We start from the raw sequence: 14680 nt of genomic DNA, 5'->3' as shown, positions 1-14680 counted from the left end.
TCGGTTCCCAGCCTGGTCAGGAACTCGAGGGCCGCATCGAGGTGGGCATGCCGGTGCGGCCGGTGTCCTGGTTCGGCATAGCGCCAATCTGGGGGTGGGGTGACCGCCTTCCACGCCGACACGCATGGACTCAGCCGTCTCGCTCACCCACGGTCAGGTGGTCGACGGAACCCCACACCCGCAACGCCAACCGGTCGCCCTCGCGCCGCCACTGCGACACCGAGGCGTTGGGCACCGGTTCCAGCGAATCCGGGACGGGCGCGCCGAGGCCGTCGAGGATGTAGCGCAACGACACGACCACCGCGTCGTGGGTGACCAGCAGGACCTGTTCCCCGGCGGCGACGGCGTCGAGTTCGTCGAGGAAACCGCGCACCCGCACCGCCACGTCGGCCAGCGACTCGCCGCCGGGTGGGCGGTACACCCAGTTGCCGATCTGCTCGCGGCGCGACGCCTCCTCGGGGGCGCGTCGCCGGATCGCCCGGTAGGGGTGCAGTTCGAACACACCCATCTCCCGGTCGCGCAGTCGTTCGTCGACGAGGGTGCGGATCGGGGGAAGCGGCGTTCGCGCACGGCCGCGTCGGCCGTCAACGCCCACGTCAGCCGCGTGCGCAGGTAGGGGGAACACACCACGAGGCCGGGGCGCTGCGAGCTCGACAACCCGGCCAGCCACCCACCCAACCGCTGACACTGGGTGCGGCCGTATTCGGTGAGGTCCATCCCGGCGTCGGTGCCGCGCATCGGCCGGGTCTGCGTAGCGGGATCGGCGTACCAGACATTGGCTTCGCTCTGGGCATGGCGGATGGCCCACAGTCCGCCGAGTGCCCGTGGCCGTGGCAGACCGTCGGGCACCTGCACCCACCCCCTGTCGCCGCGCTCGACCGCCATCATGTTCCTCCCCGTTCCGCCGGAATAGCGGCAGTGTCGCTCGCGTTGCACCGAACGAACTTGTACGCCTGTCCAGAATCTTCCGCCGGGCCGGCGCACCCATCCACGATGTGGCGCAGGAGGCCCGCTTGACCACAAGAGTAGAGATCTGGACCGACATCAACTGCCCGTTCTGCTACCTGGGCAAAGCCCGCTTCGAGCAGGCCCTGCACAGCTTCGAACACCGGGACGACGTCGAAGTCGTGCACCGTTCCTTCGAACTCGACCCCACCCTGCCCGCCGACGAGAGCGGCCCGGTGATCCCACGCATCGCCGCCAAATACGGCATCACCGTCGACCAGGCCGCCGCCAACGAACGCGCCCTCGCCGCGCAGGCCGCCGAGCTCGGCCTGCCCTACCAGAGCAGCGGCCGCGACTACGGCAGCAGCTTCGACATGCACCGGCTCCTACACTTCGCCCTCGAACAGGGCCGTCAGGAGGCACTGCTCGACGCCCTGTACGCGGGCAACTTCGCCGAAACCGAGCCGGTCTTCGCCGACACCGAACGCCTCGTCGACCTCGCCGTGCGCGCCGGCCTCGACGAAACCGAGGTTCGTGCCGTCCTGGCCGACCCCACCGCCTACGCCGACGCCGTCCGCCAGGACGAACGCACCGCCGCCCAGCTCGGCGTCACCGGCGTTCCGTTCTTCGTGTTCGACAACAAGTACGCCGTGTCGGGCGCCCAGCCCACCGAGGTGTTCACTCAGGCACTCACCACCGCCTACAACGACCGCCCGGCACCGCTGGTCACCGTTGCCGAGGGCGAGTCCTGCGGGCCGGACGGCTGCGCGGTCTAACTCGCGCCGAGGTCGATGACGACCTTGATGTCGGAATGATCGCCTGGATCGAATGCCTCGAGGGCCCGCTCCAACGGCAACCGCCGGGTGATCAACCGGCCCAGCCACGCCGGGTCGGCCTTGGCCAGGGCCTGGGCGGCCAGCTCGTAGTGGTGACGGTTGGCGTTGACCGACCCGAACACCACCGCGTTGTCGAGCACCATATTGCGGTTGACCGCGCCGACGTCGACCTCGGTGTCCTTGCCGGGGGAGGAGACACCGGTCAAACAGATGATCACGCCCGGATTGTTCAGCTGGAGCAACTGCTGGGCGATCGCGGTGGCCGCCGTCGCCTCGATCACGATGTCGGCGTCGATCTTCTCACCGACATCGAGCGCCGAACCGGTGTGGAACGTGGCGCCGAGGTCTTCGACCAACTTCGGTTTGGGGCCCGCGGTGGAGCGGTCGAGCACATGCACGTCCAGGCCGCGCTGCACACCGAGCATCGCGGCGAGCAGACCGATCGGCCCCGCACCGGTGACCAGCACCGACTTCGGTTCGAACCAGGCCCTGGTGTTGATCTTCTCGATCTGGTCCCACGCCTTGGCCAGCACCGTCGTCGGTTCCATCAGCACACCCACCTCGGTGAGCGCGGGGTCCAGCTTCACCGTGTAGTCGGCGTCCACCACCCACGACGTCGACCCGTACCCGTCGATCTGCTTGATCCCGCGCTCGACGTACTCACCGTTGCGGCACATGTCGAACTCACCGTGCGCACACGCACCGCACGGCACCGGATCGGGCCTGCGCACGATCCCGACGACGAGGTCACCGGGGGCGAAACCGCTGCCGTCGGGCGCTGTGCGCACCCGCCCCAACGATTCGTGCCCGAGGACGAGGCGTTCACGTCCCGGCGGTGCCCACCCGTAGATGCCCGAGGCGATCTCGCGGTCGGTGCCGCAGATGCCGAGCGAAATCCCGTCCACGACAAGCTCGTTGGGGCCGGGAACCGGATCCGGGACATCGTCTATCCGCAACGATCCGGGCTGGTTCGGCACTACGGTCAAAGCGCGCATGTCGTTTCCCTTCCGACGAACTGCCCTGGCTATCCATTCGCGAACCTGGTGAAACACGCACTACCTGGGACAACGGTACGGGACACGGGAGCCGAGGCGAAGAACTGTTCAGGTCGCGAATTGTTTGCAATCCAGGTCGCCGCCCCTGTCGGCTACCGTGGAACCGCTCACCTCGACCGACCATGCCCCACCGGAGGCGTCTTGCGCACCATTGTCCAGGTTCTGTGCCTGCTCGTCGCGCTCGTCTGCCTCGCCCCACCGGCCCAGGCCACACCGGGGGTCGTGCTCGACGACGCCACCGCCCGCAAGGTCGACGAACTGCTCGACGCTCGCACCCGCGCGGGCACCACCGACCGAGCCGTGCAGATCGAACGGATCTCCGCGCGCCTGCTCGGCACCCCCTACGGGGCGAACATGCTGATCGGGTCCGCGAACACACCCGAGCAACTCGTCGTCGACCTGCGCCGCGTCGACTGCTTCACCTTCCTCGACTACGTCGACGCCGCATCACGCTCGAGCACCCCCGGGCAGTTCTTCGACAACCTGATCGCCGCTCGCTACGTCGACAGCCGGGTCGAATTCACCCAGCGCAAACACTTCTTCACCGACTGGGCGAGCACACCACGGATCTCGGCCACCGACATCACCGCCGACCTGAGCCCGGCCGCGGTCACCACCGCCAAACACCTGAACGCCAAAGCCGACGGCACCACCTTCCTGCCCGGCATCCCCGTCGTCGACCGGGCCGTCACCCACATCCCGTCCGGCGCAGTCGACGGGGGAGTGGTCGCCGGACTGCGCACCGGTGACTTCATCGGCGCCTACACCCCGACCGAAGGCCTGGACGTCACCCATGTCGGCATCCTCGTCCACACCACCGACGGCCCGGTGTTCCGCAACGCCTCCTCGCTGGCCGAGCACAACCAGGTCGTCGACACCCCGCTGCTCGAGTACGTGCGCACCGTTCCCGGAATCCTGGTCCTGCGCCCCCGCTAGCCACCTTGACCAGCCCGCACGTGCGACGATCGTTTCCATGACCGGTCCACGCCCCCAGCAACTGAGCGACCTCGCCCGGCTGCGCCGGGTGCGCGACCGCATCGACCGCGAATACGCCCAACCCCTCGACGTGGAAGCACTGGCCCGGGGCGTGCACATGTCCGCCGGGCACCTGAGCCGCCAATTCCGCCTCGCCTACGGCGAATCGCCCTACTCGTACCTGATGACCCGGCGCATCGAACGGGCCATGGCGTTGCTGAGACTGGGCCAGATGAGTGTCACCGAGGTGTGCTTCGCCGTCGGCTCCTCCTCCCTCGGCACCTTCAGCACGCGATTCACCGAACTCGTCGGCGTCCCACCGAGCGTGTACCGCCAGCAGTACGCACCGACCGAGGGCATCCCGTCGTGCGTGGCCAAGGCGGTGACCAGACCGATCAGGAATCGAGAAGCAACCGGTTCCGGCGACCGTTAGCGTCGATCCCATGAACATCACCATTCACCAGAGCTACCTGCCCCAGGACGACCCCGACGCCGCGCTGGCCTTCTACCGCGACGCCCTCGGCTTCGAGGTCCGCAACGACGTCGGCTACAACGGCATGCGCTGGATCACCGTCGGACCGAAGGGCCAGCCCGACACCTCGATCGTGCTGCACCCGCCGGCCGCCGACCCCGGCATCACCGACGAGGAGAAGCGCGTCATCACCGAGATGATGGCCAAGGGCACCTATGCCGGCATCAATCTGGCCACCGACGACCTCGACGGCCTGTTCGAGAAACTGCAGGCAGGAGACGTGGAAGTGGTGCAGGAACCCACCGACCAGCCCTACGGCATCCGTGACTGCGCCTTCCGTGACCCGGCGGGCAACATGATTCGCATCCAGCAGACGAAATAGTCGGACCCGACCGCTAGATTCGGTGGACGCCGAACGACCGAGGAGACCCATGAGCAAGACCGCAGCGCCTGCGCCGGCCGACAGCCACGACCTGATCCGGGTCACCGGTGCCCGGGTGAACAACCTGCGCGATGTCAGCGTCGAAATCCCCAAGCGCCGACTGACCGTGTTCACCGGCGTCTCCGGCTCCGGCAAGAGCTCTTTGGTCTTCGGCACCATCGCCGCCGAATCCCAGCGTCTCATCAACGAGACCTACAGCGCGTTCGTCCAGGGCTTCATGCCCACCCAGGCCCGCCCCGACGTCGACGTCCTCGACGGACTCACCACCGCCATCCTCGTCGACCAGTCGCGTCTGGGCGCCGACCCGCGCTCCACGGTCGGCACCGTCACCGACGCCAACGCCATGCTGCGCATCCTGTTCAGCCGCCTCGGCGACCCGCACATCGGTTCCTCGCAGGCGTTCTCGTTCAACGTGGCCTCGATCAGCGGTTCCGGCGCCGTCGCGGTGGAGAAGAACGGGGTCACCGTCAAGGAGCGCCGCAGCTTCAACATCACCGGCGGCATGTGCCCCACCTGCGAGGGCAAGGGCAAGGTCAACGACATCGATCTCACCCAGCTCTACGACGAGAACAAATCCCTCGACGAAGGCCCGTTCACCATCCCCGGCTACAGCATGGACGGCTGGATGGGCCGCATCTACAAGGGCAGCGGCTTCTTCGACCCCGCCAAGCCGATCAAGAAGTACACCAAGAAGCAGCTCGCCGACCTGCTGTACAAGGAACCGACCAAGATCAAGGTCGACGGCATCAACCTCACCTACGAGGGCCTGATCCCCAAGATCCGCAAGTCGATGCTGTCCAAGGACGTCGAATCGCTGCAGCCGCACGTCCGCGCGTTCGTCGAGCGCGCCGTCACCTTCGGCACCTGTCCCGACTGTGACGGCACCCGCCTCTCGGCCGAGGCCCGCTCGTCGAAGATCAAGGGCAAGAGCATCGCCGACGCCTGCGCCATGCAGATCACCGACCTCGCCGAATGGGTCAAGACCATCGACGACCCGTCCGTGGCGCCGCTGCTGGAATCACTGCGCGGCACCCTCGACTCGTTCGTCGAGATCGGCCTCGGCTACCTGTCGCTGTCGCGCCCGTCGGGCACCCTGTCCGGTGGTGAGGCGCAGCGCGTCAAGATGATCCGCCACCTCGGGTCCTCGCTCACCGACGTCACCTACGTCTTCGACGAACCGACCGCAGGCCTGCACCCGCACGACATCCAGCGCATGAACGACCTGCTGCTTCGGTTGCGCGACAAGGGCAACACGGTGCTCGTCGTCGAACACAAGCCCGAAACCATCGTCATCGCCGACCACATCGTCGACCTCGGTCCCGCCGCGGGCTCCAAGGGCGGAACGATCTGCTTCGAAGGCACCGTCGACGGGTTGCGCACCAGCGACACCGTCACCGGCCGCCACTTCGACGACCGCGCCAAGGTCAAGGACACGGTGCGAAAGCCGAACGGCGCCTTGCAGATCCGTGGGGCCACCGCCAACAACCTGCGCAAGGTCGACGTCGACATCCCGCTCGGTGTGCTCGTCGCCGTCACCGGTGTCGCCGGGTCGGGCAAGAGCTCGCTCGTGCACAGCTCCATCCCGGTCGACGAAGGTGTCATCTCCATCGACCAGGCCCCCATCAAGGGTTCGCGCCGCAGCAATCCCGCCACCTACACCGGCCTGCTCGACCACATCCGCAAGGCCTTCGCCAAGGCAACCGGCGCCAAACCCGCCCTGTTCAGCGCCAATTCCGAAGGGGCGTGCCCGAACTGCAACGGCGCGGGCGTCGTCTACACCGACCTGGCCATGATGGCGGGCGTGTCGACGGTCTGCGAGGTATGCGAGGGCAAGCGGTTCATGGCCGAAGTCCTCGAATACACCTTCGCGGGCAAGAACATCAGCGACGTGCTGTCGATGCCCGTAGACGAGGCACGCGAGTTCTTCGGCGAAGGGGAGGCACGCACCCCGGCCGCGCACAAGATCCTCACCCACCTCACCGAGGTCGGCCTCGGCTACCTCACCATCGGTCAGCCGCTGACCACCCTGTCCGGCGGTGAACGCCAGCGCCTCAAGCTGGCCACCCACATGTCCGACAAGGGCGGGGTCTACATCCTCGACGAACCGACGACCGGTCTGCACCTGGCCGACGTCGAACAGCTGCTCGGGCTGCTGGATCGTCTCGTCGAGTCCGGCAAGTCTGTCATCGTCGTCGAACACCACCAGGCTGTGATGGCCCATGCGGACTGGATCATCGACCTCGGCCCCGGTGCGGGTCACGACGGCGGCCAGATCGTCTTCGAGGGAACGCCGGCCGATCTCGTCGCCGCCCGTTCCACTCTCACCGGTGAGCACCTCGCCGAATACGTCGGAGCATGAAAAAGGCCCTCCCCTTTTGGCTTCGTCATGGGGGAGGGCCTTCAGGGTCTGCCTAGTCGCGTTCAGGCGCGGCGACCTTGTTCAGTTCGAGCTGGTAGTACAGAATCCCCAGCCCGAGAACAAGATTGAGCAGGAATCCGATCGCCGGGCTGCACGACGGCTCCAGCCCGGCGCTCTCCTGAGTGGCCCTGATCCGATTACCGGTCCGCCAGTAGCTGACGATGAAACCGATCCCGGTCCACGACAGAAACAGCATCACCAGCAGCGGGCCCGTGACGGGTGCCTCGGGGTCGCGCCGCTGCTCGGCCATCTCCTTGTGGATCTTGTAGTACCAGACGAAGAAGTAGATCCCGAACGTGATGATCGGGAAGACCAGCCACACCAATACCGGATTGCGTCGCTGCACCGGTGATGGGGCGAGGGCTGTAGTCATGTGGGTGACACCTATCTGAATGCGAATGGAATGTCACAGCAGGGCTTTCGGCGCCACCGCAACCTCGCAACGTACTGCACATCACCTACTCGCGCCACCGGAGGAAGACCGGCGGGGGAGTAGACCGAGGGTCAGGTGGTCGACCAGGTCGTCGAGGAGTAGTTCGGCGTCGTAGTCGGCGGTGTAGCCCGAACCGATGAACGTCGCCAGTCCCTGTAGCGCCGCGAGGGCGGTGACCCCGATGCGTTTCGGGTCGCCGGGGATGATCTCGCCCGCGGCCTGCCCCTCGGCGATCAGCGCGATGGGTACGGCGAAGGCCCGCTCGGCGGCGTCGTGGATCTCCGTCTCGGTGGAGCTGTGCCTGCGGGCGAACATCAGCGGCAACAGCTCCGGGTTGTCGACGGCGAACCGCAGGTAGGTATGGGCCAGGGTCCGCAGACGCGTCGTGATCGGGCCGTCGGTCGCGGCCTCTTCGAAACAGGCGCCGAGTCGTCGCAGGCCGGTGACGGCCAGTGCGTCGAGCAAAGCCTGCTTGTCACGGAAATGCCTGCTCGGCGCCGCGTGGCTGACGCCGGTGTCGCGGGCGAGCTGACGCAACGACAGCCCGTCGGCACCGACCGTACGCAGCGCCGCCTCGGCGTGCTGCAGCAGTGCGGCGCGGAGATCGCCGTGGTGATAGCGCGAATGCAGGGACATGGTGCTAGCAGGATATCCGACACACCGCCGAATGTTTGCATTGACTACTTTGTAGTCGGTGACTACATTTGCGCATGCCATGACTGACAACACCGCGCCGACGCGCCGACCGCGCAGCATGCCGATCCGTGACTGGTTAGCGCCGATCACGCTGGTCACCGTGCTGGCCGCGCTCCTGGGAACCATGTACCTCGGCTACACCGCCGACCCCGAGAAACACCTGCACGACTTCCCGATCGCCCTGGTCAACCAGGACGTCGGCGACACCCTCGCGGGCAAACCCACCAACCTCGGCGCGCAGATCTCCACCGCGCTGGGGGAGCAGGTCCCGGCCGAGAAGATCGACCTGCGCGCCGTCGGCATCAACGAGGCGCACCGGCAACTGCGCAACGGTGAGGTGTACGGCGCCATCATCATTCCCGGCGACTTCACCAAACGCGTCGCCATCCTCGGTGCCGCCTCCGTAGTCACCGGCGACGTCGAACAGCCGATGATCTCCGTACTCACCAACCCCCGCGCGGGCACCCTCGCCGCCCAGATCATGCAGACCATCGCCGATAAGGCGATGACCGAGGTCAACACCACCGTCGGCACCCAGCTCGCCGACCAGGTCCGCGCCGCGATCGGCAACACCCCGCTCAGCGGCGCCGCCCAGCTGCAACTCGCCAAGCCCATCGACGTCGTCGTCAGCGCCTACCACCCACTGCCCGAAGGCACCGGCCAAGGCCTCGCCGCCTTCTTCTACACCCTGGTCCTGCTGATCGTCGGCTTCAGCGGCGCCATGATGATCAACTCCCTCGTCGACGGGTCCCTCGGATTCGTCCCCGCCGAATACGGGCCGTGGCACAAGCCGACCACCCCCGCCCGCATCAGCCGCTGGCGCACCCTGCTCATCAAATGGGCCATCGCCGTCATCAGTGCGCCACTCGCCTCCGCCGCGTTCCTCGCCGTCGGCGCCCTGCTCGACATGAGCATCGAACGCCCGCTCATGCTGTTCCTCTACGGCACCCTTGCCATCATCGCCATCGCGGTCACCGGCCTGTCGGTGATGGCCGCCTTCGGCACCGCGGGCCTGATGATCAACCTCATCGTCTTCGTCGTCCTCGGAATCCCGTCGTCCTCGGGCACCATCCCGCTCGAAGCGACACCGCGCTGGATCGCCGACATGGCCTCGTTCGAACCGATGCACCAGATCTACCTCGCCGTGCGCGCCATCATGTTCTTCGACGGAAGCCTCGAGGCAGGCCTGAGCCGCGGCCTCTGGATGACCATCGCCGGCCTGGCCATCGGGTTGGTCCTCGGTTTCGCGGCCACCCACGCCTATGATCTGCGTGGCCTGCACCGCCTCGGCCTCGATCACCGCCAGGAACCGGCAACCGTGGAAGGGCACTGATGCGAGAGTTCGAAACCCCGGTGTCGTACGTGATTCCGGACAACGCCAACAACTCCGACAGCGTGTTCCGATACGGCGAAGAATCGCCCGACACGGTGCTGTTCAGTGTCGCGGGCGCCGACATCACGGCCGCCCAATTCGCGAAAACGGTGACCGCCGTGGCGAAAGGCCTCATCGCCACCGGTATCGAACCCGGTGACCGGGTCGCCATCATGGCACCGACCCGCTACGAATGGGTGGTGCTCGACCACGCCATCTGGGCGGTCGGCGCCTGCACGGTAGCGATCTACGACAGCTCCGCCGCCGAACAGGCCAAATGGATCCTGCAGGACTCCGGCACCGGGCTGCTGATCGTCGACAGCGACAAGCACCGCCGCGTCATCGAGGAGATCGCCGCCGACGCACTGCCCGACCTGCGTGAGATCCTGCAGATCGACAAGGGCGTCGTCGCCGAACTCACCGCCCGCGGCGCCCACCTCGACGACCAGGCCGTCCACACCCGGCGTGCCGGTGTCGGCGCGGACTCGCCCGCGACCCTGATCTACACCTCCGGCACCACCGGCCGCCCCAAGGGCGTGCTACTCACCCACGCCAACCTCTACGCCGAATCCAAATCCGACCGGCTCGCGCTGGGGGAGTTCGTCACCGAGGGCAACAGCACCCTGATGTTCCTGCCGTTGGCGCACGTGTTCGCCCGGGCGGTCACACTCGCCGCGCTCGACGCGAAGGTGATCGTTTCCTTCAGCTCCGATTGGGCGACCCTCGTCGACCAATTCGCCGAGTTCCGGCCAGATTTCATCCTCGCCGTGCCGCGCGTGTTCGAGAAGGTGTTCAACGCCGCGAAACAGAAGGCACACGCCGACGGCAAAGGCCGCATCTTCGACCGGGCCACCGAAACCGCCATCGTGTGGAGCGAGACACTCGACACCGGTGGGCCGGGCCTGCTGCGCAAGCTCGAGCACGCTCTGTTCGACAAGCTCGTGTACGCGCAGTTGCGTCGCGCGCTCGGTGGCCGATGTGGTGCGGCGGTCTCCGGCGGCGGCCCACTCGGCGCACGGCTCGGGCATTTCTTCCGTGGTGCGGGCATTCCGGTGTACGAAGGCTACGGGCTCACCGAGACCACGGCTGCCGTCACCGTGAACACCCCGCGCAACATCCGCGTCGGCACCGTCGGCAGGCCCATCGAGGGCCATGGCATCAAGATCGCCGACGACGGCGAACTGCTGTTGCGCGGACCCGTGGTCTTCGGCGAGTACTGGGGCAACCCCGCCGCCACCGCGGACGCCTTCGTCGACGGCTGGTTCCGTACGGGCGACCTGGGCGCCATCGATGCAGACGGCTACCTCACGATCACCGGCCGCAAGAAGGAAATCCTGGTCACCGCGGGTGGAAAGAACGTCTCACCCGGCCTCATGGAAGACGCCCTGCGTGCCCATCCCGTGGTTGGTCAGGCGATGGTTGTCGGCGACGGCCGGCCCTTCGTCGGCGCCCTCGTCACTCTGGACCCCGAAGCCCTTCCGGCCTGGAAACAACGCAACAACATCGCTGCCGATACCCCTGTCGAAGACCTCGTCGACAATCCCACCCTGCGCGCGGACATCGACCAAGCTGTCGCCGACACGAACAAGTTGGTCTCCAAGGCCGAGGGCATCAAGAAGGTCCGGGTCCTGCCCAGCGACTGGACCGAAGCCACCGGCGAACTGACCCCGAAAATGTCCCTCCGCCGAGCCGAGGTCATGAAGAAGTACGCGTCCGAAGTAGAAGCGCTGTACAGCTGAGTCCGTCCCCAACCCCCCTGTTTCGTCACAGTGACGAAACAGGGGGGTTGGGGAAGTGGAGGGGGAGTGCGCCGAACAACCGCCGGTCGGCCTTCTTCGCGCTTACCCGCAGATCAAGCCCTGGGCGGCGGCATTCATCCTGAATCGTCATGAATGGCCGGAAGCTCGAAATCGGCCGAAACGGCTCGGCGCGAGCAATCCGTCTGTACGGACGAGTTTGTGACGACACGCTGTTCCGGACGGAGCGGGTTGGCCGCCGAGTGGGGTCATGGGCACGCGTTGCCAAGTTGCATACGCTGCCACAAATGTTCTCGAAACCCCTGCCGACCGGCCCGGTTAAAACGCCGATAATGCACATTATGTCAAGTAAAGGCACTTCGCGCTGGGGCTGTGCTTATCCCCGATTGTCCGGGGCGAAGATCTGCACTACCCACTGATCCAACGCATCGACGACGACCTCGGGCCGCTTCATCCACTCGACGTGCCCTGCCGGTTCACCGAAGTGGGTACGCGTTGTCGTGGCACCTGGGAACAACCGCACCAATGCGTCCACTGCAGATGCCGGTGCCAGCTGATCACTGCCGAACGAGACAGCAAGGATCGGAAAGGGCCGACTCGGAAGCACCGCCGGTGTCGTGGACCAAGATCCCGTCCGGGCCATGCGCGCCCAGTCCCCTATGAGACGTGCCGACTGCAGGCCGAAGCCGAACCTGCGGCCGTCGAAGACGCCTCGCGCGCGCGCCATTGCGGCGAAGACGGTAGGCAGGATCAGAGGCACGAGGCGACCACGCCCGGTGAACGCCCGCCAATGCGGTGTGCCGGCGGCAACGAGCACGAGCCCGTCGAACTCCCCCGGCGACATCGACTCGAGCGCTGCGGCCAGTTGTCCGCCGAGACTGTGGCCGACCACGAGCAGCGGGCCGGCCTCCTGCGCGCGTGCCCATGCGATGGCCTCCGTCAGGTCGCCTGTGACCAGATCGGCACAGCCGAACTGCGTTCCTCGCGAAATGACCAGGGCGCTGTCGCCTTGCCCCCGGTAGTCGAGTGTCAGCACATGAAGTCCCTGCGCTTGGGCCGTTTCCGCGAACCGCTGGTAGTGGCGCGCGGTCACGCCGAGGGCGGGCAGGACGACCAGCGTGGATGCGCCTGGCTTGCCCGGAAACCAATGCGCGACAGCCCCACTGGGCAGTGCGGTCGCACTCATCGCCCGGTCCCCCAGATCTTGCGGCGCAGCCGGGCCGGTGCTCGGCGTGCGATCTCGGCGGCTCCGGTGGTGCGCCGTGGCCGCCGAACCAGCTCCCCCGCGCAGTTCGGGCACACTCCGTGGTCTGCCGCGCAGGTCGGACAGTACGTGCATTCATAACTGCAGATGAACGCTTCGGCGTCGTCGCGTAACGGCGCCGAACAGGTCTCGCAGGTGGACTTCATCTTCAGCATCACTGCCACTCCCTCGGTTTCACATACAAACTGTATGTCACATACAATGTGTATGTCATTGGATGAGAGAAGGCAAGATGGCAACGGTTCGCCAGGCAGGTGCGGCACGGACTCAGGCGACGTTGGTCGCGGTCGGTACCGCGCTGTTCGCCGAGCACGGCTTCGCCGAGGTGACGACCGCGCAGGTGTGTGCGGCCGCCGGTGTCACGCGGGGAGCGCTGTATCACCACTTCGGCAGCATGGTCGGGTTGATGGAGGCATGCTTCGCGGCGGTCGATCACGGCGTGGTCGACACGCTGTCGGCGCATGCGGTGACAGGTTCGCCGGTCGAACGGGTTCGTGCGGTCAGCCACGCTTTCGTCGATCAGCTGGCCGACGAGACCGTCCGGCAGATCCTTTTCGTGGAAGCGCCCGCCGCCCTCGGGTGGGCGCGCTGGCGCGAAATCGACGGCGGACGCTCCCTGGGTCTGGTCAAGAATCTGCTCGTCGCGGCACACGAACAGGGCGAACTACTCCCCCGGCACAACCCGAAAGTACTCGCACATCTGCTGCTGGGTGGACTCAACGAGCTCGCGATGTTCGTCGCCGCGTCACGCTCGCGCGAAAAGGCGATGGCTGCGGCGCACACCGAGTTGGACGCGGTGCTCGACGGCCTGTTCACGCGATGACTCGGTCGATCGGGCCCGCTGCGCTCGCATGGTCATCGATCAGCAGCCAGCACTGTTGCGAGCCCTTCCTGTAGGTCCTTGACGAAGTACTCCGGGACCTCGAGCGAGGGGAAGTGTCCCCCGGTCTCGGGCGTCGTCCAGCGAACGATCTGCCGGTACCGTTGCTCCGCCCATGGCCGCGGGCATTTCTCGATGTCGGCCGGATACATCGTGATGGCCGACGGGACGTCCACGCGAAGGTCGGGGTCGAGGGATGCGTGGCTTTCGTAGTAGATGCGGGCTGCCGAGGCGCCGGTTCGGGTCAGCCAGTAGAGGGTGACGTCGTCGAGGACGCGGTCCATGGGTATCGCTTCGAACGGGCTGTCGTCGGTGTCGGACCACTCGGCGAACTTGTCGAGGATCCAGGCCAGCAGCCCGACCGGGGAGTCGACGAGGGAGTAGCCGATGGTCTGCGGTCGGGTCGCCTGCTGTTTGGCGTAGGCGGCGCGGTAGCGCCAGAAGTCGCGGGTTTCCTCGGTCCACCGGCGTTCGGTCGGCGTCAGGCCCTCTGTGGTGAGCCCAGGCGGCGCTTCGGCGAACAGGGTGTGGATGCCGAGAACACGGTCCGGGAACCTGCCGGCGAGGACGGTGGTGATATTGCCGCCCCAATCGCCACCGTGTGCCAGGAACCGGCGGTAGCCGAGCTTGCCCATCAGTTCCACCCATGCGGCGGCGATCTTTTCGGTTCCCCACCCGGTGGTGGTCGGTTTGTCGCTGTAGCCGAAGCCTGGCAGCGAGGGCGCGACGACGTGGAATGCCGGTGCGGCGGCATCTTTCGGTTCCGCCAACTCGTCGACAATGTCGGTGAATTCGGCGACGCTGCCGGGCCAGCCGTGCGTCATGATCAGCGGTGTGGCGTCCGTGCGTGGGGACCGGCGGTGCAGGAAGTGGATGCCGAGACCGTCGATGGTCGTGCGGAACTGCCCGATCTGGTGGAGGCGCTCTTCGAACGAGCGCCAGTCGTATCCGCTCTGCCAGTAGCGCACCACCTCGACGAGGTCGGCGCGCGGAACGCCCTGATCCCACCGGCGAGGGTCGGGTCCCGGTCGGTAGACCGTCTCCGCTTCCGGCAACCGCACCGCGGCCAATCGTGCGCGCAGGTCGTCGAGTTCGGCGTCGGTCGCGCGGGATTCGAATGCTTGTACGTCCATG

At 66.8% G+C, this 14680-nt stretch carries 15 protein-coding genes and 1 pseudogene; 8 read left to right on the top strand and 8 right to left on the bottom strand.

Annotated features, from left to right (window positions below; translation table 11 throughout):
- Nucleotides 1-130: 130 nt before the first annotated feature.
- Both NI2_RS35125 and NI2_RS35120 read right to left on the bottom strand, forming a co-directional pair.
- Complete coding sequence (locus NI2_RS35125) at nucleotides 131-595, bottom strand: histidine phosphatase family protein (RefSeq protein WP_208115374.1); 465 nt, start codon at nucleotides 593-595, stop codon at nucleotides 131-133.
- A 38-nt stretch (nucleotides 596-633) separates the two neighbouring features.
- Nucleotides 634-885, bottom strand: a pseudogene (locus NI2_RS35120) (hypothetical protein); the annotation flags it as partial.
- Between the two features lie 128 nt (nucleotides 886-1013).
- On the opposite strand from NI2_RS35120, the gene NI2_RS12640 reads away from it, so the two are divergent.
- Entirely contained in the window at nucleotides 1014-1721 is a 708-nt protein-coding gene (locus NI2_RS12640) for a DsbA family oxidoreductase (protein ID WP_067490388.1), read from the top strand.
- Here the strand turns inward: NI2_RS12640 and NI2_RS12635 are convergent.
- On the bottom strand, nucleotides 1718-2776 hold the full coding sequence (locus NI2_RS12635; RefSeq protein ID WP_067490026.1) for a glucose 1-dehydrogenase: 1059 nt from the start codon (nucleotides 2774-2776) through the stop codon (nucleotides 1718-1720). The two genes, NI2_RS12640 and NI2_RS12635, sit on opposite strands and share 4 nt — an antisense overlap.
- A gap of 201 nt (nucleotides 2777-2977) precedes the next feature.
- Here NI2_RS12635 and NI2_RS12630 point away from each other — a divergent pair, with 201 nt between their 5' ends.
- Genes NI2_RS12630 through NI2_RS12615 form a run of 4 tightly spaced genes read left to right on the top strand, consistent with a single transcriptional unit; the run spans nucleotide 2978 to nucleotide 7084 of the window.
- Nucleotides 2978-3772, top strand: a complete 795-nt coding sequence (locus NI2_RS12630) for an N-acetylmuramoyl-L-alanine amidase-like domain-containing protein (protein WP_067490023.1) — start codon at nucleotides 2978-2980, stop codon at nucleotides 3770-3772.
- Nucleotides 3773-3809: 37 nt separating this feature from the next.
- On the top strand, nucleotides 3810-4244 hold the full coding sequence (locus tag NI2_RS12625; protein ID WP_067490020.1) for a helix-turn-helix transcriptional regulator: 435 nt from the start codon (nucleotides 3810-3812) through the stop codon (nucleotides 4242-4244).
- A 10-nt stretch (nucleotides 4245-4254) separates the two neighbouring features.
- The gene (locus tag NI2_RS12620; RefSeq protein ID WP_067490017.1) at nucleotides 4255-4665 is read left to right on the top strand and encodes a VOC family protein; all 411 of its coding nucleotides are present in this window, start codon (nucleotides 4255-4257) and stop codon (nucleotides 4663-4665) included.
- Between the two features lie 49 nt (nucleotides 4666-4714).
- Nucleotides 4715-7084, top strand: coding sequence for an ATP-binding cassette domain-containing protein (locus NI2_RS12615; protein WP_067490014.1), 2370 nt, complete (start codon nucleotides 4715-4717; stop codon nucleotides 7082-7084).
- Nucleotides 7085-7136: 52 nt separating this feature from the next.
- Here NI2_RS12615 and NI2_RS12610 read toward each other — a convergent pair whose 3' ends face one another.
- Together NI2_RS12610 and NI2_RS12605 are read right to left on the bottom strand one after the other, a co-directional pair.
- Nucleotides 7137-7517, bottom strand: a complete 381-nt coding sequence (locus tag NI2_RS12610; protein ID WP_067490011.1) for a DUF4234 domain-containing protein — start codon at nucleotides 7515-7517, stop codon at nucleotides 7137-7139.
- An 81-nt stretch (nucleotides 7518-7598) separates the two neighbouring features.
- A complete protein-coding gene (locus NI2_RS12605) occupies nucleotides 7599-8213 on the bottom strand; it encodes a TetR/AcrR family transcriptional regulator (RefSeq protein ID WP_067490008.1) in 615 nt (204 codons plus the stop codon).
- 79 nt (nucleotides 8214-8292) lie between these two features.
- Between NI2_RS12605 and NI2_RS12600 the strand changes: the two genes are divergently transcribed.
- Both NI2_RS12600 and NI2_RS12595 read left to right on the top strand, forming a co-directional pair.
- On the top strand, nucleotides 8293-9606 hold the full coding sequence (locus NI2_RS12600; RefSeq protein WP_243749999.1) for a YhgE/Pip domain-containing protein: 1314 nt from the start codon (nucleotides 8293-8295) through the stop codon (nucleotides 9604-9606).
- Entirely contained in the window at nucleotides 9606-11384 is a 1779-nt protein-coding gene (locus NI2_RS12595) for an AMP-dependent synthetase/ligase (protein ID WP_067490005.1), read from the top strand. Before NI2_RS12600 ends, NI2_RS12595 begins: the two co-directional genes overlap by 1 nt.
- A 394-nt stretch (nucleotides 11385-11778) precedes the next feature.
- Here the strand turns inward: NI2_RS12595 and NI2_RS12590 are convergent, their stop codons facing one another.
- Both NI2_RS12590 and NI2_RS33075 read right to left on the bottom strand, forming a co-directional pair.
- The gene (locus NI2_RS12590) at nucleotides 11779-12588 is read right to left on the bottom strand and encodes an alpha/beta hydrolase family protein (protein WP_067490002.1); all 810 of its coding nucleotides are present in this window, start codon (nucleotides 12586-12588) and stop codon (nucleotides 11779-11781) included.
- Nucleotides 12585-12821 (bottom strand): DUF1272 domain-containing protein, encoded by a 237-nt coding sequence (locus NI2_RS33075; protein ID WP_084476378.1) that lies wholly within the window; start codon nucleotides 12819-12821, stop codon nucleotides 12585-12587. Before NI2_RS33075 ends, NI2_RS12590 begins: the two co-directional genes overlap by 4 nt.
- A 77-nt stretch (nucleotides 12822-12898) precedes the next feature.
- On the opposite strand from NI2_RS33075, the gene NI2_RS12585 reads away from it, so the two are divergent.
- Nucleotides 12899-13489 carry a TetR/AcrR family transcriptional regulator gene (locus NI2_RS12585; protein ID WP_067489999.1) on the top strand — a complete coding sequence of 197 codons (591 nt, stop codon included), beginning with the start codon at nucleotides 12899-12901 and terminating at the stop codon, nucleotides 13487-13489.
- 32 nt (nucleotides 13490-13521) lie between these two features.
- On the opposite strand, the gene NI2_RS12580 is transcribed toward NI2_RS12585, so the two are convergent.
- Nucleotides 13522-14679: an epoxide hydrolase family protein gene (locus tag NI2_RS12580; RefSeq protein WP_067489997.1), complete on the bottom strand. Its 1158-nt coding sequence runs from the start codon at nucleotides 14677-14679 to the stop codon at nucleotides 13522-13524.
- Nucleotide 14680: the final 1 nt, after the last annotated feature.

It is taken from the genome of Nocardia ignorata NBRC 108230, assembly GCF_001612905.1.
GTDB classification, from domain to species: Bacteria; Actinomycetota; Actinomycetes; order Mycobacteriales; family Mycobacteriaceae; genus Nocardia; species Nocardia ignorata.
The sequence above is the reverse complement of the archived record's forward strand: the minus strand, read 5'-3'. Positions and strand labels throughout refer to the sequence as shown.

Coding starts and splice junctions, on each gene's coding strand:
- NI2_RS12605 (WP_067490008.1), bottom strand. CDS start 8,213: ATGTCCCTGCATTCGCGCTATCACCACGGCGATCTCCGCGCCGCACTG.
- NI2_RS12625 (WP_067490020.1), top strand. CDS start 3,810: ATGACCGGTCCACGCCCCCAGCAACTGAGCGACCTCGCCCGGCTGCGC.
- NI2_RS12635 (WP_067490026.1), bottom strand. CDS start 2,776: ATGCGCGCTTTGACCGTAGTGCCGAACCAGCCCGGATCGTTGCGGATA.
- NI2_RS12595 (WP_067490005.1), top strand. CDS start 9,606: ATGCGAGAGTTCGAAACCCCGGTGTCGTACGTGATTCCGGACAACGCC.
- NI2_RS33075 (WP_084476378.1), bottom strand. CDS start 12,821: ATGCTGAAGATGAAGTCCACCTGCGAGACCTGTTCGGCGCCGTTACGC.
- NI2_RS12610 (WP_067490011.1), bottom strand. CDS start 7,517: ATGACTACAGCCCTCGCCCCATCACCGGTGCAGCGACGCAATCCGGTA.
- NI2_RS12580 (WP_067489997.1), bottom strand. CDS start 14,679: ATGGACGTACAAGCATTCGAATCCCGCGCGACCGACGCCGAACTCGAC.
- NI2_RS12600 (WP_243749999.1), top strand. CDS start 8,293: ATGACTGACAACACCGCGCCGACGCGCCGACCGCGCAGCATGCCGATC.
- NI2_RS12585 (WP_067489999.1), top strand. CDS start 12,899: ATGGCAACGGTTCGCCAGGCAGGTGCGGCACGGACTCAGGCGACGTTG.
- NI2_RS12590 (WP_067490002.1), bottom strand. CDS start 12,588: ATGAGTGCGACCGCACTGCCCAGTGGGGCTGTCGCGCATTGGTTTCCG.
- NI2_RS12615 (WP_067490014.1), top strand. CDS start 4,715: ATGAGCAAGACCGCAGCGCCTGCGCCGGCCGACAGCCACGACCTGATC.
- NI2_RS12620 (WP_067490017.1), top strand. CDS start 4,255: ATGAACATCACCATTCACCAGAGCTACCTGCCCCAGGACGACCCCGAC.